The 23,948-nt window shown below is 44.0% G+C and carries 32 protein-coding genes and 2 tRNA genes; 15 read left to right on the top strand and 19 right to left on the bottom strand.

Features of this window, described 5'->3' with window-relative positions:
- Positions 1-3: 3 nt before the first annotated feature.
- The 6 genes from rfbB (at position 4) to NWE95_12970 (ending at position 4,593) form a co-directional block, all read left to right on the top strand.
- Positions 4-1,011 (top strand): dTDP-glucose 4,6-dehydratase, encoded by a 1,008-nt coding sequence (gene rfbB / locus NWE95_12995; protein ID MCW4004816.1) that lies wholly within the window; start codon positions 4-6, stop codon positions 1,009-1,011.
- Positions 1,008-1,898 (top strand): dTDP-4-dehydrorhamnose reductase, encoded by an 891-nt coding sequence (gene rfbD / locus NWE95_12990; protein MCW4004815.1) that lies wholly within the window; start codon positions 1,008-1,010, stop codon positions 1,896-1,898. The genes rfbB and rfbD overlap by 4 nt, the downstream gene beginning before the upstream one ends.
- A gap of 58 nt (positions 1,899-1,956) precedes the next feature.
- The gene (locus NWE95_12985) at positions 1,957-2,289 is read left to right on the top strand and encodes a ribonuclease P (GenBank protein MCW4004814.1); all 333 of its coding nucleotides are present in this window, start codon (positions 1,957-1,959) and stop codon (positions 2,287-2,289) included.
- The gene (locus tag NWE95_12980) at positions 2,282-2,581 is read left to right on the top strand and encodes a YhbY family RNA-binding protein (protein ID MCW4004813.1); all 300 of its coding nucleotides are present in this window, start codon (positions 2,282-2,284) and stop codon (positions 2,579-2,581) included. The genes NWE95_12985 and NWE95_12980 overlap by 8 nt, the downstream gene beginning before the upstream one ends.
- Before the next feature lie 193 nt (positions 2,582-2,774).
- Positions 2,775-3,224 (top strand): hypothetical protein, encoded by a 450-nt coding sequence (locus NWE95_12975; GenBank protein MCW4004812.1) that lies wholly within the window; start codon positions 2,775-2,777, stop codon positions 3,222-3,224.
- Positions 3,142-4,593 (top strand): terminase family protein, encoded by a 1,452-nt coding sequence (locus NWE95_12970; GenBank protein MCW4004811.1) that lies wholly within the window; start codon positions 3,142-3,144, stop codon positions 4,591-4,593. The genes NWE95_12975 and NWE95_12970 overlap by 83 nt, the downstream gene beginning before the upstream one ends.
- A 5-nt stretch (positions 4,594-4,598) precedes the next feature.
- On the opposite strand, the gene NWE95_12965 is transcribed toward NWE95_12970, so the two are convergent.
- A complete protein-coding gene (locus tag NWE95_12965; protein MCW4004810.1) occupies positions 4,599-4,982 on the bottom strand; it encodes a PIN domain-containing protein in 384 nt (127 codons plus the stop codon).
- The gene (locus tag NWE95_12960) at positions 4,975-5,205 is read right to left on the bottom strand and encodes an AbrB/MazE/SpoVT family DNA-binding domain-containing protein (GenBank protein MCW4004809.1); all 231 of its coding nucleotides are present in this window, start codon (positions 5,203-5,205) and stop codon (positions 4,975-4,977) included. The genes NWE95_12965 and NWE95_12960 overlap by 8 nt, the downstream gene beginning before the upstream one ends.
- A 304-nt stretch (positions 5,206-5,509) precedes the next feature.
- On the opposite strand from NWE95_12960, the gene NWE95_12955 reads away from it, so the two are divergent.
- Together NWE95_12955 and NWE95_12950 are read left to right on the top strand one after the other, a co-directional pair.
- The gene (locus tag NWE95_12955) at positions 5,510-5,644 is read left to right on the top strand and encodes a hypothetical protein (GenBank protein MCW4004808.1); all 135 of its coding nucleotides are present in this window, start codon (positions 5,510-5,512) and stop codon (positions 5,642-5,644) included.
- Positions 5,645-6,432: 788 nt separating this feature from the next.
- The gene (locus NWE95_12950) at positions 6,433-6,906 is read left to right on the top strand and encodes a shikimate kinase (protein ID MCW4004807.1); all 474 of its coding nucleotides are present in this window, start codon (positions 6,433-6,435) and stop codon (positions 6,904-6,906) included.
- A 188-nt stretch (positions 6,907-7,094) separates the two neighbouring features.
- Here the strand turns inward: NWE95_12950 and NWE95_12945 are convergent.
- Positions 7,095-7,172: transfer RNA gene (locus NWE95_12945), tRNA-Pro, on the bottom strand.
- Between the two features lie 145 nt (positions 7,173-7,317).
- Between NWE95_12945 and NWE95_12940 the strand changes: the two genes are divergently transcribed.
- Positions 7,318-8,922 (top strand): PQQ-dependent sugar dehydrogenase, encoded by a 1,605-nt coding sequence (locus NWE95_12940; GenBank protein ID MCW4004806.1) that lies wholly within the window; start codon positions 7,318-7,320, stop codon positions 8,920-8,922.
- On the opposite strand, the gene NWE95_12935 is transcribed toward NWE95_12940, so the two are convergent.
- Complete coding sequence (locus NWE95_12935; GenBank protein MCW4004805.1) at positions 8,897-9,439, bottom strand: inorganic diphosphatase; 543 nt, start codon at positions 9,437-9,439, stop codon at positions 8,897-8,899. The genes NWE95_12940 and NWE95_12935 overlap by 26 nt on opposite strands.
- 37 nt (positions 9,440-9,476) lie before the next feature.
- A complete protein-coding gene (nucS, locus tag NWE95_12930; GenBank protein MCW4004804.1) occupies positions 9,477-10,274 on the bottom strand; it encodes an endonuclease NucS in 798 nt (265 codons plus the stop codon).
- An 89-nt stretch (positions 10,275-10,363) separates the two neighbouring features.
- On the opposite strand from nucS, the gene NWE95_12925 reads away from it, so the two are divergent.
- The gene (locus NWE95_12925) at positions 10,364-10,885 is read left to right on the top strand and encodes a class I SAM-dependent methyltransferase (protein MCW4004803.1); all 522 of its coding nucleotides are present in this window, start codon (positions 10,364-10,366) and stop codon (positions 10,883-10,885) included.
- On the opposite strand, the gene NWE95_12920 is transcribed toward NWE95_12925, so the two are convergent.
- Together NWE95_12920 and NWE95_12915 are read right to left on the bottom strand one after the other, a co-directional pair.
- A complete protein-coding gene (locus NWE95_12920; protein MCW4004802.1) occupies positions 10,874-12,151 on the bottom strand; it encodes a winged helix-turn-helix domain-containing protein in 1,278 nt (425 codons plus the stop codon). The two genes, NWE95_12925 and NWE95_12920, sit on opposite strands and share 12 nt — an antisense overlap.
- Positions 12,152-12,220: 69 nt before the next feature.
- Positions 12,221-12,667, bottom strand: a complete 447-nt coding sequence (locus NWE95_12915; protein ID MCW4004801.1) for an HIT family protein — start codon at positions 12,665-12,667, stop codon at positions 12,221-12,223.
- A gap of 62 nt (positions 12,668-12,729) precedes the next feature.
- On the opposite strand from NWE95_12915, the gene NWE95_12910 reads away from it, so the two are divergent.
- A complete protein-coding gene (locus tag NWE95_12910) occupies positions 12,730-13,752 on the top strand; it encodes a hypothetical protein (GenBank protein MCW4004800.1) in 1,023 nt (340 codons plus the stop codon).
- Between the two features lie 163 nt (positions 13,753-13,915).
- Here NWE95_12910 and NWE95_12905 read toward each other — a convergent pair whose 3' ends face one another.
- Together NWE95_12905 and NWE95_12900 are read right to left on the bottom strand one after the other, a co-directional pair.
- Entirely contained in the window at positions 13,916-14,845 is a 930-nt protein-coding gene (locus NWE95_12905; protein ID MCW4004799.1) for a trypsin-like peptidase domain-containing protein, read from the bottom strand.
- 71 nt (positions 14,846-14,916) lie between these two features.
- Entirely contained in the window at positions 14,917-15,549 is a 633-nt protein-coding gene (locus NWE95_12900; GenBank protein MCW4004798.1) for a hypothetical protein, read from the bottom strand.
- A gap of 233 nt (positions 15,550-15,782) precedes the next feature.
- On the opposite strand from NWE95_12900, the gene NWE95_12895 reads away from it, so the two are divergent.
- A complete protein-coding gene (locus tag NWE95_12895) occupies positions 15,783-17,324 on the top strand; it encodes an ATP-binding protein (protein ID MCW4004797.1) in 1,542 nt (513 codons plus the stop codon).
- A gap of 60 nt (positions 17,325-17,384) precedes the next feature.
- Here the strand turns inward: NWE95_12895 and NWE95_12890 are convergent, their stop codons facing one another.
- The 8 genes from NWE95_12890 to NWE95_12855 form a co-directional block, all read right to left on the bottom strand.
- Positions 17,385-17,681: a 50S ribosomal protein L31e gene (locus tag NWE95_12890; protein ID MCW4004796.1), complete on the bottom strand. Its 297-nt coding sequence runs from the start codon at positions 17,679-17,681 to the stop codon at positions 17,385-17,387.
- A 219-nt stretch (positions 17,682-17,900) separates the two neighbouring features.
- The gene (locus NWE95_12885; protein ID MCW4004795.1) at positions 17,901-18,059 is read right to left on the bottom strand and encodes a 50S ribosomal protein L39e; all 159 of its coding nucleotides are present in this window, start codon (positions 18,057-18,059) and stop codon (positions 17,901-17,903) included.
- Between the two features lie 2 nt (positions 18,060-18,061).
- On the bottom strand, positions 18,062-18,391 hold the full coding sequence (locus tag NWE95_12880; protein ID MCW4004794.1) for a DNA-binding protein: 330 nt from the start codon (positions 18,389-18,391) through the stop codon (positions 18,062-18,064).
- A 4-nt stretch (positions 18,392-18,395) separates the two neighbouring features.
- Positions 18,396-18,860 carry a 30S ribosomal protein S19e gene (locus NWE95_12875; protein ID MCW4004793.1) on the bottom strand — a complete coding sequence of 155 codons (465 nt, stop codon included), beginning with the start codon at positions 18,858-18,860 and terminating at the stop codon, positions 18,396-18,398.
- A gap of 171 nt (positions 18,861-19,031) precedes the next feature.
- Positions 19,032-19,277: a hypothetical protein gene (locus NWE95_12870; protein MCW4004792.1), complete on the bottom strand. Its 246-nt coding sequence runs from the start codon at positions 19,275-19,277 to the stop codon at positions 19,032-19,034.
- 32 nt (positions 19,278-19,309) lie between these two features.
- Complete coding sequence (locus NWE95_12865; GenBank protein ID MCW4004791.1) at positions 19,310-19,894, bottom strand: hypothetical protein; 585 nt, start codon at positions 19,892-19,894, stop codon at positions 19,310-19,312.
- 156 nt (positions 19,895-20,050) lie between these two features.
- Positions 20,051-20,428: a hypothetical protein gene (locus tag NWE95_12860; GenBank protein ID MCW4004790.1), complete on the bottom strand. Its 378-nt coding sequence runs from the start codon at positions 20,426-20,428 to the stop codon at positions 20,051-20,053.
- Between the two features lie 98 nt (positions 20,429-20,526).
- The gene (locus NWE95_12855; protein ID MCW4004789.1) at positions 20,527-21,450 is read right to left on the bottom strand and encodes a hypothetical protein; all 924 of its coding nucleotides are present in this window, start codon (positions 21,448-21,450) and stop codon (positions 20,527-20,529) included.
- 145 nt (positions 21,451-21,595) lie between these two features.
- On the opposite strand from NWE95_12855, the gene NWE95_12850 reads away from it, so the two are divergent.
- Positions 21,596-22,150 carry a flavodoxin domain-containing protein gene (locus tag NWE95_12850; protein MCW4004788.1) on the top strand — a complete coding sequence of 185 codons (555 nt, stop codon included), beginning with the start codon at positions 21,596-21,598 and terminating at the stop codon, positions 22,148-22,150.
- 6 nt (positions 22,151-22,156) lie between these two features.
- On the opposite strand, the gene NWE95_12845 is transcribed toward NWE95_12850, so the two are convergent.
- Positions 22,157-22,234: transfer RNA gene (locus NWE95_12845), tRNA-Lys, on the bottom strand.
- A gap of 193 nt (positions 22,235-22,427) precedes the next feature.
- Here NWE95_12845 and tsaA point away from each other — a divergent pair.
- Positions 22,428-22,895 carry a tRNA (N6-threonylcarbamoyladenosine(37)-N6)-methyltransferase TrmO gene (gene tsaA, locus NWE95_12840; protein MCW4004787.1) on the top strand — a complete coding sequence of 156 codons (468 nt, stop codon included), beginning with the start codon at positions 22,428-22,430 and terminating at the stop codon, positions 22,893-22,895.
- Here the strand turns inward: tsaA and NWE95_12835 are convergent.
- Entirely contained in the window at positions 22,892-23,392 is a 501-nt protein-coding gene (locus tag NWE95_12835) for a DUF5752 family protein (GenBank protein ID MCW4004786.1), read from the bottom strand. The two genes, tsaA and NWE95_12835, sit on opposite strands and share 4 nt — an antisense overlap.
- Positions 23,393-23,509: 117 nt before the next feature.
- On the opposite strand from NWE95_12835, the gene NWE95_12830 reads away from it, so the two are divergent.
- Positions 23,510-23,830: a divalent-cation tolerance protein CutA gene (locus NWE95_12830; GenBank protein MCW4004785.1), complete on the top strand. Its 321-nt coding sequence runs from the start codon at positions 23,510-23,512 to the stop codon at positions 23,828-23,830.
- Positions 23,831-23,948 lie beyond the last annotated feature (118 nt).

The following is a 23,948-nucleotide window of genomic DNA, read 5'->3' as shown; positions in this document are numbered from 1 at the left end:
ATTATGAAATTGTTAGTTACTGGCGGTTTAGGATTCATCGGAAGCAACTTCTGTAGACATGTTCTTGCCAAGCATCCAGACTACGAGCTGATTAACGTTGATAAGATGGGTATAGGCTCTAATCCGACTAGCCTGCGTGATTTAGAGAATAACAAGCGTTACACTTTCATTAAGGGTGACATTTGTAATCCTCAACTCATTAACAGGTTAGTTCATCAAGTCGATGCCGTGGTAAATATCGCCGCTGAAACGCACGTTGACCGCAGCATAGCTGATCCAAACGTGTTCTTGCAGAACAATACGTTGGGAACCTTCACTATTTTGGAGGCTATACGCAAACATAACCATAAGGCTAAGCTTTTGCAGGTGTCGACAGATGAAGTTTACGGCGAAGCACTTGAGGGTTCTTTCACCGAGAGCACGCCGCCTAAGCCGTCTAATCCTTACTCTGCTTCGAAGGCGGCTGCTGACATGTTTGTTCTGTCTTATCATAGGACGTTTGGTTTGAAAGCATCTATTACACGGTGCACCAACAATTTCGGTCCTTACCAGTTGCCTGAGAAGTTAATTCCTAAAACGGTTATTCGTGCGTTGAGGGATTTGCCAATCCCAATTTACGGGAAAGGAACCAACATTCGAGACTGGATTTACGTCGAAGACCATTGTGAAGCAGTATGCACCGTGCTTGAGAAGGGCAATGCTGGTGAAATCTACAATGTTTCAGCTGGCAATGAGGTTTCCAACCTCGATATTGTTAAAAAAATCCTGGCTCAAATGAATAAGCCTGAAAGCCTAATTACCTTTGTTGAGGATAGACCTGGCCATGATGTTCGTTATAGTTTGGATTCATCTAAGATTAGGTCTGAGTTGGGTTGGAAGCCTAAGTTTAGTTTTGAGGAGTCTTTGAAGTCGACGGTTCAGTGGTATCTTGATAATGAGCATTGGTGGTCGCCGTTTGCTACTGATGTAATTTTGCATCCTACGCCTTGGAAGCTTGGTGGCTTTCGTTGAAACTGTTGATTACAGGTGCGAGTGGACTTTACGGTTCAAAGCTGGCTCAGCTGGCGCTGGCGAGAAATTTTGAGGTTAACTCTTGCGATGTCCAAAACCTGTCAGCTTGCAGTAATTTCGTTAGACTGGATATTACTGATAGGAGTATGGTTGAAGAATCGTTTAGAAGCATTAAGCCTGATGTTGTTGTTCACGCGGCGTCGCTTACGGATGTTGATAAGTGTGAGTTGAATCAGGAGCTTGCTTGGAAGGTAAATGTTGAAGGTACAAAAAATATCGTTGAGGCGGCTAAAAGTGCTGGTTCTTTTTTGATTTACATTTCAACTGATTATGTTTTCAGCGGTGAAGCTGGATGCTACACTGAGGGAGATAAGCCTAAACCAATCAACTATTACGGGCTCACGAAGCTTAAAGGGGAAGAAATCGTTCAAACCCTAACCGAGTATTTTATTGCGCGCCCAAGTGTTATTTTCGGTTCGACCCCAGCGGCTGGGAAAGTCAACTTTGCCCTTTGGCTTATTGAAACCTTACGGAAAGGTGAGAGGGTTAAGATTATCACTGACCAGTGGAACACGCCGACGTTGAATACGAACTTAGCTGAGATGACGTTAGAGGTTGTTGAGTGTCGTTTAACGGGAACGTATCATTTATGTGGTGCAAGTCGGGTTAGCAGGTTTGAGTTTGCTGAGCTGCTTGCTGATGCTTTTAGTTTGGATAAGTGTTTGATTGAGCCTGTTGAATCTTCATCTTTTTCGTGGGTCGCTAAGCGTCCGAGGGATTCTTCACTTGATACTTCGAAGGCTCAGCAAGATTTGAGGGTTAAGCCGCTTGGGCTTGGGGATGCGTTGGAGCGGTTGCGGTCTGAGCTTTCGCAGAGAAGCTGGTAGTTTGAACGCAAGTGTTATGTATTGATGCTGTGTTCTTTTGCTTGTTTGGTAAGGTTTGATGAAGCAACAGACTAGTGTTAGACAGATAGCTAAACAGAGGATTGCGGTGTTGTTTGAGCAGGCAAGGAAAGTAGGCAGGACTGACCCTAAACTGGCTGTGCAGTATGTTGCGTCTGCTCGGCGGATTGCTATGGGGGCGAAGGTTCGTTTGCCTGTTGAGTTTAGGCGTCAGACGTGTAAAGCCTGTAATAGTTTGTTTGTTTATGGGGTTAATTGTCGGGTTAGGGTAAGGCAGAAAAGGGAGCCTCATGTTGTAGTGACGTGTTTAAATTGTGGTAATCAGACTCGTATATTGTTGAAGGCGAAAAAGGAGCAGAAGAAGCTTGAGTAAGATAACTACTCGGATGAAGCGCCATGTTAGGCATGTTCTGAAAGATGAGGGTCCGACGATTTGGGTTGGCAAGGATGGGTTGACTTCTCAGTCGGTAGCTGAAATTGAAAAACAACTTCAGAAGAACAAGATGGTGAAGGTGCGGGTTTTGCCTGCGGCGTTGGTGGGTGAGGTTACTGCGCAGGTGATTGCGGTTCGTGCTGCTGAGGCGACTGGCGCTGCTTTGGTTGAGGTTAGGGGGCACGTGTTTATTCTCTTTAGAAAACGCAGAGTTGCGGAGTCGCCAAAATAGTTATTTTTTATTTGCAGAGAATTCAATGAGAGATTTTTCGTGATCCATTACTGCTAATAATATGACTAAATTTGAGCTCTAAGGTACAATTATTTAAAAAGTATTTGTAAATCAGACTTTTTTAAGCGCAAAATAGTTCAAAAGCAAGCTTGCTCACTGCACTGTTGTGAAAGCCTATGACTAAAGGAATCCCTTGGAACGTCGAGAAGAAATTCAACTCAAAAAACTCATAGAAGCCAACACCCCCATAGACGTAATAGCCTCAACCCTAAAGCGAACACCTACCGCAATCCTGCTGAAATGCCAGCGCCTCGGCTTAGTACCATCCGAACAAGTAACCAAAGCCAATCTGCCTCTGCCCGACGAGTTACCCAGCGTCGAAGAAACGCTCAAGGAATTGGCGGGTGCACTCAAAGCAGCAAAAGAACCGGGGCTAAACAAAGTGGAAGTTCAGCGCCTACAAGCCATCGCCACGTTAGCCCGAACCTACAAGGAAATTCTAGCCGATTACCTGAGCTACCGAGAGGTTGAAGCAAAACTAAACGACATGGAGGCAAAATATGCCGCGCTCCTTGAGGGTAAAAGCCAAAACAATGCGCCCCAACAAGTATCTAATTCAGTGGCAAAAAGTCCAGCGCAGTAACTTGCTAGCTGAAGAGTTGGCACTTGAGAAAACTGAGGGACTCAGCGCTAACCCAGTTGATTTTTGCAGGGAAATTTTGAAATTTAAGCCCTACGCCTATCAAGAAGAATTTATCAAACTGTTTGTTGAGAACCAGTTTATTGCTGCGCGGTGGAGTCGGCAGAGCGGTAAAAGTTTCATAGTTGCCGCGTTGTTGCTTTGGTACGCAATCACGCATCCAGACAGCGCCATCGGCATCGTTGGTCCATCCTACCGTCAAACCAAACGTATCCTCAGCCGCATAGGCTCCCTTTCCCGCAAGCTTCCATCAGGATTGGTTTTTGCGCCTCAGCGCACTCAAATTCACTTTTCTAACGGCAGCGTGATTGAGGCTTTCCCAAATAACCCTGAAACTATCCGAGGACCAACTTTGCATGTGGTTTACGCTGACGAATTCAACTTTGTAGCCAACGACCAAGCCCTCTACGATGCCATCCTCTACACCTTGGGCACGACTAACGGCAAATTTGTCTGCACCAGCACCCCTTGGCACACCGACAGCGTCTTCTACAAAATGTTCACCCACAAAGACTTCGCCGATTACAAAACCTCCCACGTCACCGTGGAGCAAGCGATGGAACCCAACGGACCACTAAAACCCAGCATCATACAGAAAATCCGCACGCAGATGGGCGATGACCCAATCCGCTGGCGAAGGGAGATGGAGGCTGAGTGGACAGAAGACCAAGACGTATGGCTAACCCAGAGCCTAATCGCCAGTTGCATTGGCACAACTGCAACGTGTGGTGAAGACCTAAAAGAGTACAATCCAGAAACAGAGCGTCGAGGACAATTTTATGCTGGGCTGGATTTGGCGCAGACTCGCGATTACAGTGTTCTTGCTGTGGTTGAACGTAAAAATGAGCGGTTGTTTTTGCGCCACCTCAAGATTTTCCAGCAACCCACCATCTACGCAACTGTGCTGGGCTACCTCAAAGCGTTGCAGGACCGCTGGGGCAAATTCGAGCGTATCCGAGTGGACTTCACAAGGGAAGGTCCAAGCATCATAGCGGACATGCAAAACGCCAAAATCTACAACGCTGAAGGCGTAAACTTTAGCGTGCCGCGCAAGAGCGAGATGGCAAGCCTGCTTAAACAGCGCATGGCAAACCACCAATTCTTCTACCCGCTACTTAGCTGGGAGCGCCCGTATAGAGGCGACATATGCAATGAACTTAACGTGGAACGCTACAGCCTAAACAAAGACGGCACCATAGGCTACCACCACCCACAAGGAACACATGACGACGTATTCTGGGCGGTGGCACTAGCGGTTTATGCAACTGCAGAAATGGGACAAGAGCCCTTCTTTGCTTCTATTCCCAGATAATAATGTTACACCCAAACGGTGCGTATTTCTTTAATTTGCTTAAAGTGTGGGTCATCGGAAACACAAACCGCATCCAACATGGCTGCTGTTGCAGCTATCATGCTGTCGCCCATCGAAAGCTGATATTTTTGTCTCAATTCAGCAGAACTCTCCGCAATTTGCTCGTCAACAGGGATAACTTTGAAGGTTTTCGTTAACAGTGATATTCGAAGCTTGGCGGTTTCTCTGCCCTCACGCATTAACGTTAACCGGTAAAGTTCATGCACTGCTACTGTAGAAATGTATCTTTCATGGTTCCTCTTTTCTGCTTCCGCCCTTCTTTGAAAACTGGAGTCTTTGGAGTACACAGCCTCCGCAAGAAAACGCGTATCGTAGACTCGTTTAGACATCTTCAGCCCGCATCTTGTCTAAGTCCTTCTTTACCTCTTCGACAGTAGCGTATGGTGCCCCTGACCCAATCAGGTCCCAAAAGGATTTTTTGGGTTTAAACAGGATTCCTTCCTCTGTTTCGACGACTTCTAAGCGTGTTCCCTCTTCTATCTTGAACTTTTTGCGCAGTCTTGCAGGAATGGTTGTCTGACCTTTCTTAGTTACTACCACTTCTGACTCCATACATTACTCACGTATTACTCAAAGATATTCTTACGCTTTTAAACATGACTGTCGGCAGTTCATTATAGAGTCCTGTCTCTGTCTAACTGTAGAAAACATCGGTTTCTTAGCATCACAAGGTACCATATGACGATGTATTCTGGAGCTATCCCTACTGTGTACGCAACTGCTGATATGATCCTGCCCCTTCTTAGCGGTTGCCGCAAGAGAATAGCACAAAAATATCTCATCTGACCTCTAATAACAGGTATATCTCGCTCTGGATATCTGCTAAAGATCAACAACAAAATTCATTAGAGGATTAATGTTGCCCAAAAAGCCAGTCAGAGTGAAAAAAAGAACGTTTGAAAGTAGAAGCAAGAAGCGTAATAAAGGCTTTGGAACCCTAAAAGGCGTGGGTTCATTTACTGCTGAAGATGAACTGAAAGTGCAAGATTAAATCACTTATTCGGACGACCTGACCATATATGCAGCAGCAAACATGCAACCAGAACAAACCCTAACAGTATAGCAAAATTACCACAATTATATACGACCTCACGAAGCATTAAACGGTAAGACACCATCAGAGGCTTGCGGAAACAGATAGAAGAGAAAGTAGATGGAAAACACTGATACAAAATGCAAGCTACTTGAAAGATGAAGTTTAATCTGTTTCAAGCCTCATCTTCTTTTACTGTAAGGCAAAAGGGTTATTTCTCCAAAGGCAGTCTAATAGTAGGTAGGGATAGGTCTTGGAAAGAAAAAGAAGCATCGAAATTTTCTGTCCTTTGGGTGGTAGTTGCAACAAGAGTATAAAGGGAATTTCTAAAAATCATTGGCTACATAATTTTGAGCAACATCTTACTGGAAAGGAGCACAGAATCTTGGATGCGAAAAAACGGAAGGACATGGTTGAAAGATTAGGGAAAAAGGCAATCGAGAAACTTTAGCACAAGCAACCAATAAGTTTGCAGATTTTTTATCAACCGAAAAGTAACAGCCTTATGGAATCAACCGTTAAGGTACCAGAACTGAATAGTTTTTCCATATAAAAGGGTTACAAGATTTTTTTAGAAAAGCTCGGTTGTTATCGAAGAATTCATGAATATCTAACAGGCGAAGTATTTAGCGTTAGAACAGTGCATCTGCTTGCGGTTTGCTATACAACCAGTCTGCAATCTGCCTCAAAAAATGAAATTAATGTGTGTACCTATATTCTTTGTTATGAATGTTACTCTTATTGGTATGTCTGGTGTGGGGAAGAGTCGTGTAGGGTTGCTTTTGTCGAAGCGGTTGGGTTATCGCTTTATTGACATTGACAGGATTATTAAACAGGATACTAACCAGAGATTGCAGGATTTAATCGATTGTTTGGGTGAGAAAAAGTTTCTGGAGCTAGAGGAGAATGCCATACTGGGCATAGGTGCGGTGTGTGATTCTGTTATTTCTTCAGGAGGTAGCTCCATATATTCGCCGAGAGCGATGGGTTTTTTGAAGGGTATCTCTAGAGTGGTGTTTTTGGATGCTTCTTTGGAGGAGATTAAGCGGCGTAGAGTAAATTTTTCGATTAGAGGGGTTGTTGGTTTAAGGGAGAAGGGGTTGGATGGGCTTTTTTTGGAGAGGCAGCCGCTTTACAGGCGGTATGCCGATGTAACCATTGACGTGACAGGTCTTAGCGATAAGGTTGCTGTGGACAGGATTATTGAGCAACTTTTGTAACTAAAGCAACACTCAACGGCACAGACAAATATCCAACGCCAGAAAAGCTCCTTCTACTTGAGGAATCCGCCACAACCAGCCTGCAACGCACCTCAAACGCTGACACAAAAAAGCAGCTCGCCGCTAAGCCCACTGGTAGATGATGAATAAGGGCGACACTCTCTTCTTCTACTACTAGAAAATAACACTGGTGGGGCTTCCCGGATTTGAACCGGGGTCTATAGCGCCCGAGGCTACAAGCCTGGACCAAGCTAGCCGAAAGCCCCAATTGCCAAGCCAGATGAGGCGCGCGATTTCATACAATAATTGTGCTTAGCTTTAACTTTAGCGGTAATTAATTCGACAAGGCTATTTCTCCATAATGCATAAATTAGTTAATCCGTAAACTAGTTATAATCCAAAGTGAAAGTTATGAGTTTTAAACGGTTAATTTTGTCCTTACTGTTGATTTCGCTATTAGTCGTGGCTGCTTTTGTTTTACTTAAAGACCCGCTTGGCAATTGGTTTAAACTACAGACTACTTCTGCTCTTGAGGGCACTTATAATGTTGGCGTTGCTTTCCCAAACCTTCAATTCAACACTCCTGTAGGTCTTTACGCGGCTGAGGATGGCACAAACAGGCTTTTTGTTGTCGAACAGCAAGGCATTATCCGTGTTTTTGAAAACACACCCAGCATATCCTCCAGCAGTGTTTTTCTTGATATTACTGACCGCGTGCTTTTTGGAGGTGAACAGGGCTTGCTTGGCTTAGCTTTTTCTCCAAACTTTGAAAGTGACAGACAGTTCTATGTTAATTATGTCGCTGATAACCCGCGCAGGACAATAATCTCTCGCTTCTCAGCATCTCCGACCAATCCCAACCAAGCGAACGCCCAAAGTGAATCTATTCTCATGGAAGTGTTACAGCCTACCGCCATCCATAACGGTGGACAAATCGCTTTTGGAACCGACGGCTACCTCTACATTGCGCTAGGCGACGGCGGACCAGGCAACGACCCTAATAAGCGAGGACAAGACCTTGGAACCCTGCTGGGAAAAATCTTGCGCATTGACGTTTCAGGCACCAACTACTCTATCCCAAGCGGCAATCCGTTCAAAGGCAACACTCTTGGCTATCGTGAGGAAATTTATGCGTATGGCTTCCGTAACCCTTGGCGTTTTAGTTTTGACTTCGAAACAAGTCGCTTGTGGGTCGGCGACGTGGGGCAAGCCCGAATAGAAGAGATTGATATTGTAGAGAAGGGCAAAAACTACGGCTGGAGCCTAATGGAGGGAAGCCTGCCTTTTGAGCCTGATTCAGCTGATCTGTCAGGTCTTGAGTTACCCGTTTGGGAGTACTCGCGTGATTTAGGCATCTCCGTGATTGGAGGATTTGTTTACCATGGTTCAAACCTAAAAGAACTCGTTGGGAAATATGTTTATGGTGATTTTGGGTCAGGGCGAATTTGGGCATTAGAGTATCATACAAATGGAGATGCTGCTAATTCTGAGCTTGTTGATACGAACTTGAATATTCTTTCGTTCGGCGTTGACGAAAACGATGAACTCTACATTTGCGCATTAGACGGTAGAATTTATCGCTTGCATGTAAATGAATCTACACCGCCAGTTGTAGGTGACCCAGTCCAGATACCGCTGGAACCGTTGCCTGATCAAGAAGTAACCGTTATGGTTAATGTGACTGATGCTGTCAGTGGAATTAAGGAAGTAATTCTGTCTTACAGCAATGATACCGTGTGGAATAACTTAACAATGTCGCATGTCAGCGGCGGCACGTATTCTGCCGCAATACCAGCTATGCTGAATCAGACGACGGTTGGCTACAGAATAATCGCAACTGATAACGCTAACAACACTACAGTTAAAGATAATCTGGGGGCATTCTATACATACACGGTTGTTCCTGAATCTCCATCATTGTTAGCACTGGCAGGATTATTAATCGCTACATCGGTTATGGCTCTAAAAATTCGAAAAAGAAAAAGTGGTTTTACGGCCTATCGCCAGCAAGCTTGAGGTATCTTTCCATCGCCTCAGCGACGATGGCTTTGGCTTCCTTTTGGTTCTTCCAACCTTTTACTTTAGTCCACTTGTGAGGTTCAAGCCGCTTGTAAGTTTCAAAGAACTCTTGAATTTCAACCAGCTCATGCTTATGTATGTCAGATATGTCGTTGTATCCTTCGAAGCGTGCGTCGTTTACAAGCACTGAGAGAATTTTCGCGTCTGGTCCTTTCTCGTCTTCCATCATTAAAGCGCCAATCACACGTACCTTGGCAATGCTGGCAACTTCTAGGGGCTCAAAGGACAAGGTCATAATGTCCAATGGGTCGTCGTCAATGTACCATGTTCTAGGGACAAATCCGTATTCAACTGGAAACACAACTGAGGAAGGGATAATGCGGTCTAAAACGAAGGCTTCCCAATCAGATTTGTACTCGTACTTGTCCCGAGAACCGCTCATGACTTCGATAACCATGTTTAGTAGTTCAGGCGGATTATCGCCCGCTGGGATACTTTTCCACAAATTCAACATTTACACACTCCAAACAAGCCAAAAGCAAGGGAATAATTTAAGGCTTCCCAACTGAATCTCCGAAAAATTTCTCCAGCCGTGCATTCTCCGCCTTTTTGAGTACCTGAGCGCACTCTTTTGGGTCCAACGCCTTAAACTCTAACCCCATCGTCACAAGCAACCGCTGCACATCTTTACCCAAACTAGGCGCAACCAACACGCCGCGGAGTTCACGGTTGGCTTTTTCCTTTATCGCCTCGATGTAGCGGGCAAGCTGCAGGACGGCTTCTTTGCTGGCGGTTTTACGCTTCACCTCTATCACCACGAGCTTGCCATTCTTGTCCACTCCGTAAACGTCCACAAAGCCAGGCTCCACTTTCTTTTCATAACTGATTGGCTTGAATCCCTCCTCAAAAAGTGAAGGCTTAATCAGAATAGATCTGTGCATGTCTACTTCGCTGGCATGAAGCAAAAACTCGCCTGAATCATCCAAACTCAAAGCTGAAACCATAAGGACACTGTTGAAACGGATTTTTACGTTTTCTCTGGGCTTCTGCCTGACCGCATGCACCTCAAGATTTTCCTCGCCTAACGTAACGTGAAAGACGCTTCCCTGCGGCTGCCAATTCACAGGTTCATACCCCACGGGGCGGTGAACAAGAAGCGCGCCATCTGACTTTATTATTAAGAGGCGTTCGCCGAGTTCAAGCGTTGAGTTTGCTCTGCCGACATAACGCACGCTACACGTGCCAGCAACGATGAGGGTTTTTCTCTGCGAGAAAGCTTTCTCAATAAGCCTTGCCGCTTCCGCTAACGTTGGCTCTGTGAGTACCGTAATTTTGTTTGGTTGCTGCATCTGGTTCAGCCAACTATTAATTAGCCAATGGTACATAAGAGTTCTCGAAGGCACAGGCATTGTCAGCATGGAAAAGCAAGCGCAAAATAATGCAACGTTACGACACAACAGCAGACATTTACGAGGAGCGATACGCACAAGAACAGAAAATGAAATATCAAAAAGCACTGCAAAGCATCAATATTGAAAATGCTTTTGTCTTAGATGTGGGCTGTGGTTCAGGACTTTTCTTTGGCGAAGTTGCCATGCGAGCAAGCCTGATTATTGGTGTGGACATTTCCCGTAAACTGTTGCTTTTGGCAAAAGAACAGACGAAGGCTTTGAGTAACGTGTTTGTTGTGCAGGCTGACGCTGACCACCTGCCTTTTAGAGACAGCTTTTTTGGGGCTGTTTTCGCTTTTACGGTGCTTCAGAACCTGCCTAAACCCACACAGACACTTGATGAGCTAAAAAGGGTTGCAAAAAACAACGGGTGGCTTGTGGTAACGGGGTTAAAGAAGGCTTTTCCGCTTGAGGTTTTCATGGATGTTTTAGAGGATTCGGGCTTGCGACTGGTTTCTTTCGTGGATGAGGAAAACGTGAACTGTTACGTCGCGGTTTTAGCCGCTTAGCATCTGGACGTCAGCGATTTCTCCGGTGTCAGCGTAAACGCCGACAGTTACTATGTTTATGCCGCCAGCGTACACTTTATCAAGCCTCAGTACCACGTACCAATAAGGAACAAGCGCAACTGAATCACCCCTCGGATGAGGCAAAAGCTCCACTGAAACTGGCGTGTCTTGAGCGTTAAAGCCGCTGGTTTGTTTACCGTCTATGTTCCACGTTAAGGTTTTAACGTGGTTTTTGGCGATGGTTACGGCTTGGTCTTGGCTGATTGCAAGGTTAGTGTTGCCGATGGTAAAGAGGAAGTACCCATCCGTTAAGGTAGTTAGGATGTTGCTTTGAAAGGTCATGCGCAGGCTTTTAGCTGAGAAATCAATGCCCTTATCCGTGTACATCCAAAGAAAGTCAACAGTGCCGCCTACAATAGTGATTTTAAGTTTCATGTTGCCCTCTGTTACTTCAGTGTTTTCAAGTTGGTTAACTTGCACTATCAGGTTAGCCATCTGGTCAAGGTACGCATCGCCTGAGTAGTCTCTGTATCGGCTAAGCGTTGCTTTAGCATTTTCCAAAACATCTCCTGGTTGGGTTCTGGTGTAGATTGGCTGGCTTTCGATTGGGTTGAGTTGGTAGCGTGAGAGGTGGTTGTCTCGGAAGCGGAAGCTTGCGTCTAAGTTGCTTGTGGGGCTGGTTAGGGAGTATTTTAAAAGTTCTTCCGCAACATTGAAGTCTTGCCGCTGCTCAACCGTGTTACTCAACAAAGTAATCTTGTATTTGGTTGTGTCAATTTGAGCAACATCGCGAAGTAGGGTGGCGACTTTATTTGTGCCTAAACCCCATGACAGCAACTGCTGATTTTCCGCTATCAATTTGTTTTGGTTGGCTGTGACTTGATTTAAAGCCGCAAATTGCAATGCAGAAAAAGTTGCCAAAAGCACAACAGCAACCAACAACGTTGCAATTATAGATTTCCACCTGAAAGGAAGCTTTATGCGGCGTTTAACTTCGATTTCGGGCGCTTCTTCCACGCCTTTCATGGCTGTGACGGTAGCATAACCAAAGCTTGAGAGCTTGTATCTGCCATCCTCAATTTTAAAGACAAGTTCGCCGAGACTTTCCAAATGGTAAGTCAAGTGTGAGCTGGAGAGGCCGATGTACTCAACCAGTTCCATGAAAGTCATAGGTTTGTCGGCAAGCATTCGCAGGATTTTGCGGCGAACTGGATGCTTAAGCGATGTGAACATAATTGAGTAAATTTCTTCTTCTGACTCAGCCATGGAACACACCTGAGTGTTACTTTGTTATGGAACTGTATTAAAACTTGTTCTGATAAGCATCATTTGCACTCAATTAGGTCGCATGAGGGCGTGTCTTATTTTTTCTGCGTCGCTTTCCAGTTCTTCGCTGCTTCGGGGTTTTGTCTTGTCGCGGTAAGCGCCATCATGACTATTTTGATTGTGTGGTTTCATCGGGATAATGTGGACATGCAAGTGAAAAATTACTTGACCAGCGGCTTCACCGTTATTCTGCACGATTCGGATGCCAGCAACATCTGTTGCGTCTTTGACGGTATGAGCTATTCTCTTTGTTATTTTGTACAGGTAGGCGGCTTCGTCCTCTGGAATATCGAAAATATTCACATAATGTTTTTTGGGAACCACCAGCGTGTGCCCCACATTAACAGGGTGGTTACTCAAAAAAGCAATGACTTGCTCGTCCTCGTAAACTATACTTGCATGTGCCTCTCTGCGGATGATTTTGCAGAATATACAATTTTCAGTTGTTGATTTCATACCTTTCAGCGGTTTAATGGTAGGATTAGCTTTAATAGACTTTTCTCGACTCAATAGCTTGTATGGAAACCTTAATCGACGACATAGGCAGCTTCCCGTTGCCGCCCAACACAAACAGAGACCGCTTCAGCGAAGCTTATCAACTTGCAAGACAAGCCATAATCAACGGCAAAGACCCCTCAAAAGACGAATTCATCCAAAGAAACTTCTGCTCAATTGTCATCGATTCGTTTAAGAAAAAAATTGCTTCAGGTCTTGACGTCGTCAACTTTCCTCAGCAATACAGTGGAATAAGACAAGTCGGCGACATGATTCACATCGCGATGGAAAAGGGCTCTTTTATTGTTGACCAAGAAAAAGCCGTTCTGCCAGAAATATACGTCATTAACCAAGAAGCAAAAAAGCTAAGCGAAGAATTCGGCAAGAAAATTCAGTTGCGGGTTTCCATTTTTGGCGCAATCGAACAGTACCTGCAACAGGTTGGGACAACAGCTTTCCCAGATGTGTTGGATGGGATTGCCCAAACGATAAACCGCTTTGCGAAGAATTCCATCTTAAATAACAAGTACATAGAAACCAAAGTGGTTTCCATAGATGAACCCAGCCTTGGACACACCAACCTTTCAGCGACACCTGACTTGATTCGTGAAACGCTTGAAACAGCCTATAACTTTCAAGGACCAATCAAACAGATTCATCTTCACTTCAGCACAGCAATTCACGATTTACTTCCTGTTAGGGGGCTTGATGTTTTATCGTTTGAGTACGGCGCCTCCCCAAAAAACATAGAAGCTGTATCAAAAAGCATGCTTGAGAAGGCAGACAAACAAATCCGCGTCGGCATCACCCGAACAGACATCGACACCATATGGGCTGAACTCTACGAGAGAGGCATCACAAAACCAACAAATGAACAGTTGGTTGAAACAGTGGAAACCATAAAAAAACGCTACAGGTTTGCTAAAGAAAAATATGGCGAGCGCATGACGTTTACGGGGCCTGACTGCGGCTTAGGAAGCTGGCCAAGCCAAGAAGTAGCGGAATTATTGTTAAAGCGAACTGTTAAAGCAGTTAAAGAAGCCTAAAGAAAAAGTTGTTGGGTTTAGTTCCATCGTTCGTTTAAGAATAGTCTGAGCGTTGGCTTTTCGGTTGGGGTCATGCTGATTTGCGGCATCGGGCTGGGGCGTCTGCGCAGTGGCGGCGGCGACATCGGTGAGGGCGGTTCAAGTTCTAAGGGAATTTTGCTAATCAGTCTTCTTCGCCTCCGTAAGTTGCTGGAGTAATTGTGCCTTCGAGGAGTTTTTCTCTGCGTATGATGGTTAGTTTGGTTTCTTTGCCGATTACGTCTTCAGCGAGCAGGCTTGGCAGGTCGTAGAAGTCGTTGACGGGTTTGCCGTTGAATTTGACTATCACATCACCCATGGCTAATCCTGCCTTGCGTGCTGGGGAGTCTGGTTCGACTGAGAATATCATGACGCCTGTTTCTTGATCTAAGCCGATTTGGTCAGCGATTTCTTGCGGTATGGCAACTGTGTTAGCGATTATGCCCAAGTATCCGCGTTGAGCGCTGCGTCCAGTCATTAAGCGGTCAGCTATGGTTTTGACTTTGTTTATAGGTATGGCGATGCCTCTTTGCCAAACGTAAGCAGTGTTTATGCCGATGAGTTTGCCATCAACATCAATGAGTGGCCCGCCGCTGAAGCCTGGGTTTAGCTGGGCGTCGGTGGCGATGATGTTTTCCATGTGTGTTCCGCGCCATCCGCGCAGAGTGCTGTTTACGCTTGTGACCATGCCGCTGGTGGCGGTTGGTTGCTGGCGGTTGAATGGGTTAGCTAATGCTAAAACGTATTGTCCTACGTTTAGTTTTTCTGAATCGCCCATTTCTATGGGTGTGAATTCGCCTCTCTCTGCCTTAAGTAAGGCTATGTCGTTGTATGGGTCGATGCCCACGATTTTTGCGTTAAGCGTTTTCTCTCCTTGTCCTATTTTGACGGTGTTGCATCCTGCAAGAACGTGGTTGCAGGTGACGATGTAACCGTCTCTGGTTAAAACCACGCCTGTGCCCCGTGACATCTGCGCTTTTACTGCCACCACTGATTCTGAAGCTTTTTTGATTAGGTTGCTGGTTGCTTCTGAGACTGATTTTAGGATTTCAAGTGAGTTAACTAGTTGAGTCATATTTTTCACAGAAGACTAAATGGGCAAAATAGTATTTGTTGACTAAGGAATGCCCATAGTTAGTCACAAACTTATGATGGCAACATAAAGTCGCCAAAGTAAGCTACGTTTCGGGCTACGGCATGTCTTTGTGACTGCGAAGTTATGCACAGTCTGCCGATGAGGGACATCAGTTGGTAGGAAGCTTTCAGTGCCAAGTTGAGGTTGTTGTTGGTTAAGAATTTGGCTTCAATGTTTAGGGCTGTGCCTTGGATGTGGGCGGATATTTGGATTCCACCGTCCTCGGTTATCCATTTTAGCGTGACGCCTTGAGCGTTTTCAGAAATGCCTACCCAGCGGAGCAAGCCGAACCATTTGCCCTTAAGCCCCAAAATAAGCTGTGGCGTAATTAAGTCTGAGGGCAAGAAAGTTTGTATGAGCGGGGTTGTAGGTGTTTCTTTGCTTGGCTGATGCAGTTTCAGTTTAGTTATTTTTGGGGTTACACGGTAGCCTTCATGTTCTTTTTTGATGATGCCTTCCTGCTCCAGTCGGTTCAGGATGCGTGAGAGTGTTTCTGGATGTAAACCTGTTCTGCGTTTGAGGCCATCAAACGTGAACGTGGCTAAGTCTTCGTTTTCGATGAGTGCCAGCACGTCTGCATCGCGTTCGCTAGGCGAGTAGTCGGATGGTAGGCTTTGCCAATTAACGTTCAGAACAGGTATCATTATTCTAATGTTTGCGTAAGGGTCGCTTTTGAATGTTACTCCGATTATGTAAAAAATAACATGGACAATGGAGACGTTTGGCTTGTTATTGACAAGTTTCGTTAAGAGAAAAGCTTAATGAACCCTGTATTACTAGTGATAAGTAGGTTGTACAGCTAATTCAGGAGAGCTGTGTAGGTCTAATTGTAGAGTGCTTCTTTGCTTAAAAATGGAGAAGGATTTGGATGTTAGATATGCCTCAAATGCAAGATGCCAAACTAAGCGATGAGGTTCTTTCCACATTAACATCGCTTGGTAAAAATGTGTATGATGGGTTATTTGAGCACATGAATTACGGGTTTGCTTATTGCAAGGTCATTTTTGATGAGTTTGGAAACGCTAAGGATTACGTTTTTTATGATATGAATAAACTATGTCGTAAACTTGCACGTCTGCATAAACCTGTTGTGGGCAGAAAAGCTACGGAGCTATTTTCCACACTGGAAAGTGAACCGTTAAAGTGGATTAAAAAATGTGGCAAAGTAGCCCATACAGGTAAAAGTTTAACGTTTGAGAGCGCTTACCCAGCACTCAACAGATGGTTTTCGATTAGCGCTTATTGCCCGGAAAAAGACCATTTCGTAATGATAATCAAAGACATAACTGGACGAAAGAGAACTGAGCAAGCGCTAAGGCAAAGCGAGAGGCAGTACAGAAAAATAGCAAAGAGCATCACTGACCCCTTCTTTGCGTTGGATTCAAGTTTAAAGATTAACTATTGGAATAAGACAATTGAGAAACTAACTGGAATCGACATTAAAGAAGCTGTGAATAAGCATTATTTTGATGTTTTCGGAAAAAGTAAAGCGACAAAAAAGTTTGTTAAGGTTTTTCTTTCCACTATGCATTCAAAAAAGCCGCGCACATGGGTTGGCAATCTACCCAATTGTGATGGAGAGTTTTTCTTTGAAATTCAAGTTTACCCCACAGGCGATGGAATATCAGTGCTTTTGAAAGATGTAACCGAACGCAGGAAGCTTCAAGACTCGCTGGAGCAGTATGCTAAGCGCCTTGAAGAAGTAATAAAAATCCGAACTGAGAGGATGAAAGGTGTTGAGCGCTTAGCGGCTATTGGCGAAACCGCAGGTATGGTTGGTCATGATATTCGTAATCCGTTGCAGACGATTATTTGCGAGTTGTTTTTAGCGAAAGAAGAAATAAACGGGTTGCCTGAGTGCGAAGCAAGAAAGAACTTGACATCAAGCATTAACTGTATTGAGAAACAAACAATGTACATAAACAAAATCGTAACCGACCTGCAGGATTACGCTAAACCCTTAACTGCAACTATCCAAGAAACGTGCCTTGAAGAAATAATCCAAGACGTACTCTCGGAGTTAGATGCGCCCGAAAACGTTAGCGTGTCCTATAAAATAGAGAAGTCGTTTCCAATGCTTAAAGTTGACCCTTCGTTTTTGAAGCGTATATTAGTTAATCTTGTTCGTAACGGCATACAAGCTATGGAAGAGAAAGGTGGCAACCTCACCATAAGCGCTTTCCGAAGAGAAAATGCTGTAATCATAGCTGTCTCAGACACTGGTAAAGGTATGACTGAGGAGGTCAAGAGCAGAATTTTCAAGCCTTTGTTTACGACTAAGTCTAAAGGTCAAGGATTTGGCTTGGCGGTTGTGAAGAAGCTAGTCGAAGCCTTGGATGGAAATGTAAGCTTCGAAACCACTGTTGGGGAAGGAACGACGTTTATAATCGAGATTCCGCTTAAAAGGCATTATAACTAAAACTGTTAGAGATAGTATTTAAAAAAAATGAAGATGTGAAGGATAGAGAGTTGTAAAGGTTTACTGGTTTTCGGCTAAGTAGACTGTTACGTTGCCGTCTTTATCTTTGGTTGCGCGCACTTTAATTCTGCGTGGAGGTTTCTCTATGCCTTTTCCCCAAATTTTCTCGTTAACTTCTTCGCTTATAATCAGTCGGGATAGCTCTTCTTCTTCCTCTTCTTCGGAAACCTGTGTTTCAACCTTCATGTGTCTGTTTATGAATGCTTTAATCAGTTGTACTGCACGTGGAGCACGTTTTTTGGGTGGACGCACCAATGCCCTTTGTAGCGGTATTGTGTAGAATCTTTCCTCTACGATTTCTTCTTCTTTTTTCTTTTTCGCAGGCTTTCCTTTCTCTTCTTCTGCCGCTTCTTCCTCTTCGGCTACTGGTTGCTCTTCAACTGGAGCCTGCTCTTGTTCAGCAGTTTCTTCCAATTCTGCTTCTTCGTCAGGTAAGTCTGCTAATTCTTCTAATTCTTCATCTTCAGGTATTTGCTCTTCTTGTTTAGTTTCTTTAGCCATGGTTTTCTGGTTCTCCTATGCTTTTATTTTTCTGCTTCTCCAGTTGCGGCGCTGTTTAGGATTGCTTCTAACTTTACCGTCAGTTCTGGCAATAACCCATGTTGGAACAGACTGTGATTCTCTGCCAGCTTTAGCTAACCTGAGTTTCTTTGCGGTTGGTTTTACTCGTGCCATGTTTATATCCTTCTGATTGTTGTTTCTCGCTTCCTTGATTGAAGCTGAATTAGGATTTGTTTGAGCTGCACATCCGACAGCGGCATCGGCAACCTTCCAGATTGCGCCATCTCGATGAGTTGCAACTCGATTTGCTCAGCGAACTCACGTTTAACCATTTTAAGGTTATTTAGTCTTTGCCGAGCTTCAGGCGACAATATCTTTGCTAAGAGCGCCTGTTTTTGCTGTTCTATTTGTTGTTCAACTTGAGCTTGCCGTTGCTCCTCGCTTAGGCGATTTTGCATCGACAAAAGTTTTCGTTTACGAATTTGCTCAAGCTCATCATCCGACATCGCGTTATTCGCCTTGATACTTCTTGAGTTCAGGGGCAGTTTTAACCATTTCTTTTGCTAAGTCGCCAGCAACTTCCTGCATAAGCTTTCGACCCTTAGGAGTCATAACCCTGCCTTTGGGCCTGACAGTCTGGATTAAACCAGCACTTTCAAGTTGCTGGAGGATTTTGCGGATGCTGCTTCCGCCTGCTTTGGTGACGTGATTCTTTTTAACACCATTGTTTTTTCTTCCGCCGTAGTCAGAGCGCAAATTCTCCAGTCCGATTGGCCCGTGAACGTAGACTTTGCGGAGTATGCTTGCGCTTCTGGTGTACCACCAGTTAGGGTTTTGGGGTTGTTTCTCGACATGTGTGCCTGTTTTGACGAAGGTTGCCCATGTAGGCGGTTGAACTTCGTCAATGTTTTCCCTAATGTACCGTGATAAGCGGTCGATGAATTTTGATGCTGGAACGTCGTGAGGAGTAGTCAAAGAGTCTCTATCCCTTTAGTTTTTCCTTGCAGTAAAACAATGAAGCCTAATATAAATATGTCTCTGGCGTCAAAAGCAAACATTAGTGGTCGCCTTAGCCTAAAGCGCTCCTGTTTGCCACAGTTTTTTGTTTTTTCTAGTAGTAGAAGAAGAGAGTGTCGCCCTTATTCATCATCTACCAGTGGGTTTAGCGGCGAGCTGCTTTTTTGTGTCAGCGTTTGAGGTGCGTTGCAGGCTGGTTGTGGCGTTTGTTACAACACTTTTCGGTCTAAACTTTTTAAAGTAAACCAACACGCAAATCGAAATGGCAAGTAATGCTAGTACAATTGCAACGATTGTGAGCGTATAGTTACTAATTATATAGAAATGCACTTGTTTTGAATCCTGTCCATACTGTGTTGTCACAAACAGGTACATGGTGTAACTTCCATCTGGAAGGTTGTCTAAGGTTATGTTTCCGCTGAGAGGTTTTCAGAAACTATTTTCTTACCATTATACAAGTAGTAATGAGCATTCTTTATTTCCCCAGTAAAAGTAAATGTCAATGGCACGGTCGTGGAGTATATTTGGTTATTTGGTGAAACGACATAAAGTGCTGTAACATGGTAAAAAGAGTTTACAGTGAAGTCTCTAGAATCAGACATGTTTCCAGCGTAAGCTACCAGTGAATGGGTATCTTCAGATAAGCCTGTTAAGGTGATGTGCGCTGTGTACGTTTTGTAATCAATCCCAGCGCCATCATCGTGATTTTTGGTGACTTTTAAGTCTTGAATGTTAGTCGATGACCCTCCGTCTAGGATGTAGGTTATACTGTTGAGTGCTGGAGATTCGATGGGCATATAGACGTAGATTCTGAATCCGACGGTACTGTTGACGTAGCCGCCGATTGAAGTATCAGGAAAACCAATCTCTATGCTAGGTATCAGGTGTGTGTTGATAGGATTTGCTCTCACCGCGTCATTTGTCTGCACTCCGAACACTAATGAGGCATATAACGCAAAGACAACTGCCAGCGCGACCGTTTTTCTCTTCATTTTAGCACTCGCTAAGTACTTGCTGCTTTTTGATAATAATATTTTTGTTAGTTGGCGGAACCTCGCATATCATTTAAAAGACTATGTCTGTAGGGTGTTTTCCTAAGTAGGGGTTTAAAATCGCTTTTTAGTGCTGTTTAGAGAGAAGCTCAAGTGTTAGTCTAACTTGAACACTATCGCTAACTTCTTGTTTTTTAGGTCTTCCAGTATCCGCACCCATTCAGCAGGCATGTTTTCTTTCTCTTCCTCGGTTAATTTTCTGACGCTTAAATTATTGTTGATATGAAATGTCTGTTTGCATGATTCACAATCGCCGTATGGAAACAGCTCGTCAATTGGTTTTACAATTTTCTGCAGTGCACCGCAGTAAGGGCAAGACTTACGGGCTGACACCTCTTTTGGCTCGTTTTTATATAGCATTATTTCTGTGTTGCTTTCCAATTCTTCCCAAGAGGAATAAATCCGTCGAAGAGGCGAGTCGCCTTTCCTCCACATGACTCTGAGCATATTCAGCAGTTCTTTGCGCTCGCTCAACGCACTGCCTCCCCATCTTATAATTCGCTGTTTGTCTTTTTTAACTTTTACATAAGCACAGACTTTTGTGAATCAAATGCGGCATTTAAACCTGTTACTCAAGACATTTGGAGAATCATCATCAGCGCTATGAAAGCGTTAAGTTGCGCTGGAAAAAAATTTTTACGATATTTTCGGTTAGCCCGCATCAATGCAATAATGCAAGTTAGAGTAGCTAATATTGCAACGGCAACAAATGGTGGCGCTTCTGGTATTATTGGTGTAGAGCTTGGCGTTGGCGAAACTTGGAATTTTTCCATTAAATATGTTTTCCATTTATTTTCAAATTCTGATGTTGTTTCATTTAATTCTCTGGTTAGCGCGTCGTCGAAGGTTAATGCGTTGCTTTTGATTAGTTTGACGATTTTTTCTTGCTCATATTCGTGGTACATGAATTCAAGAATGTAGAGCCCCCATGAGTAGGGTTCTTCTATGGTGAATTTGTTGTTCTTTACAGCCTCTCGAACCCTATATTCATAGATGGGGAGGTAATTTTGACTTATGTATTCAGCGATTCCTTGGCTGAACCAAGAGGGCGGATTATCGTATCCTGTAGGCTTTGAGTAGAGGTCTATGTAAAATGGGACATGCACGTATTCATGATTTAACACCCTTCTAAAAGGGTTATCGAGTTGTTCATAACCACCCCAGCTTCCTTCCCAAGATGGTCGTAAGATTTTAATGGTCGCATTATGTGCGTCTACCACTGCAACTGCTGTGGGGTATCCTAGTTCTTGCGGGTTAGCGTATATTTCTATCACGACTTTTGAGCTAAGCACATGAGGGTATTTTTCAAGAGTGATATTGCGAACAATCATGGCTGTATTTAGCGTGACATTAGCGTCTGCTTCATAGCCAGAATGGTATTTGACTATGAAGTATTCATTTTGGATGCTCAGCCAATCTTGAGCTTGGGCGGGCGCTACAAAGATTTGAAAAGACAATGCTACCATTGCAAGTAGCAGAAAGATTTTTGCTTTCATCTTAACTCAATAACTATTTCTTTCTTCTTAAAAAATTGTACTCTTGGTCGAGACGCTGGCAAGTATGCACTGCTCAGGCGCGTATAAATCAAGCATGCCAAAATACATTAGACACCTCTGAACTATACTAAAAAAGGGATATTTCATGTCAAAAGCTTTGATTGTATACGGAACAAGAACAGGAACAGCCGCGGTAACCGCCCAAGACATCGCCCAAACACTTCAAAAGCAAGGCGTAGAAGCCAAGGTTGTGAATGCGAAAAAAGAAAAAATCAAATCCATCGCCGAGTATGACCTGATTATTGTGGGCAGCGGCATTCAGGTTGGACGCTGGACTGGAGAGCCAGAGGATTTTCTTAAAAAGTTCCAAAAAGAGCTAAGCACAAAGAAGGTGGCGTTGTTTGTCAATTGCGGTTCTGCCGCTGAAAAGATGAACCCTGATAAACCTGAAATAGCAACAAACGCAAAAACAAAATACCTTGACGAAAAAGTAGCCAAGTACAACCTTAAACCAGTTGCATTGGGCTTTTTTGGGGCAATATACAATTTTAACACGATGAGTTGGATTATGAAAAAGGGCATGGAGAATGAACGCCCCAAACTTGCCGCAAACTACAAAGAAACTGAACCAGACGTTTATGACACAAGAGACGTTCAAGCAATACAAAAGTGGGCAGAGGGACTCGCAACTAAAATCTAAGTTGTTTGGCGGGCCCGACGGGAATTGAACCCGCGACCTACGGATTAAGAGTCCGCCGCTCTGGCCTGACTGAGCTACGGGCCCGCAAGTGGCTGTTTTGAGAAAGTTTTCATGGAGTAATATAGAGATTGCGGTTTTTGTTGTTGTGGCTTGATGCAGGCAAAGCTCAATTACGGGCAACTGTGGGAGTATAAATAAGGTGGGTATAGTTTTTTCTGAGCGATAGATTGAAGGCTTATATGTTTGGTTTATTCAATCAAAAGTTTGGTGAAAACACATGGCTATTGGAGAAAAAGTTGTTTTGCAACCGATTGGTTATGTCAAAACCAGCGCTGTTGGCGATGAAATTAAAGATAAAACCGCCATCTCACAGATTATCCTTAACAGTGAGTTGGTTGATGGTTTAGAGAGTATTGATGGTTTTTCACATTTGTTTGTGCTGTTTTGGCTAAACCAACTCTCAAGCGAGCAAAGAAAAACCCTAAAGGTTCACCTCAGAGGCAGAATGGACTTGCCGTTGCTTGGAGTTTTCGCCACCCGAACCATGCTCAGACCAAACCCTATTGCCTTGACGTTGGTTGAACTTTTGAAAGTGGAAGGTAACGTTTTGACGGTTAAGGGTTTAGATGCTTACGATGATACTCCAGTGTTGGATGTTAAGCCGTTTGATATGTGGGATATTGCTGCTGATGCGAAAGTTCCCGATTGGTGGAAAAAACTAGAGTCAGAGCGGAAAAAAGCCTAGAGGAATTCTTCGATGGCGTATTTTGCGTCGATGGTTTTTAGCAAGGCTGTTCTTAGTTCTTCACCCTTCAACTCATCAGTCTTTAGCGCTGCGATTTCTTGGGCTAATTTCTTGTCCCCGCAAACATCGCTCAGCCACCTTTCAAAGTCGCCTCTGCACAGGTGGAACTCCAGCGAATCAGTGCACACTTGCTTGATTGCCTTGTAGAACTCTTCTATTGACTTGGCAGTTAACCCTAGTGGCTTATCCATGCGCTCGTAGAATTGAAAGCTCATTTCACTTGAAACAATCTGAAAAACTTTAAGGAAACTCTTGCCTTTCACTGTCAAGCTATACCCTTTACCGACCTTGCGTAAAAAGCCCTCTTTTGCAAGTTCCTGAATTTCAGCCATCGCTTGGTCAGGACTTAAGTTTACGGCTTGCGCAAACATGTTTAGGTCCATACGATTTTTTGCTTCACTCATAGTTTTGAGAATCTTGAATTGTTCCTCTTTCAAAAGTGCCACCTCAACAATACTTTATACTTGTACATGGGAATTTAAATGTATTAACGCTTCCCTGTGGCATGGCAAGGTTTTATTTCCCACAAACCAACATTAAATTGTGAAACGACCATGAGTACTAATTTCGTTATTGTTTTAGTTACAACCGCAAACAGGGCAGAAGCCGAAAAAATCTCTCAAGCGCTACTAAAAGACAAACTGATTGCATGCGCAAACATAATCTCTCCAGTAACTTCGTTTTTTCACTGGCAAGGCAAAATCGACCAAGCAGAGGAATGTTTGGTAATTATGAAATCGCGTGCGGACTTGTTTTTGGAATTAGCTGACCGTGTTAAGAGCCTGCACAGTTATGAAGTGCCTGAAATCCTTGCACTCCCAATAGTGGAAGGTTCTGAGAGTTATTTATCATGGATAGGCAGCATCCTGAGGTAGCAATGCATATTGCGTGTTATGGGTCTATTTTGGTGATATTGCTAGGTTCAATCATAACGATGCTTTAAGTTAGGTTTTTTCTCAGGCATTCTACTTAGTCATTTATATGATCAATCAG

The sequence above is a fragment of the Candidatus Bathyarchaeota archaeon genome (assembly GCA_026014725.1).
Taxonomy (GTDB): Archaea; Thermoproteota; Bathyarchaeia; order Bathyarchaeales; family Bathycorpusculaceae; genus Bathycorpusculum.
Note: the sequence above shows the minus strand (reverse complement) of the source record. Positions and strands in the feature narration are given on the sequence as shown.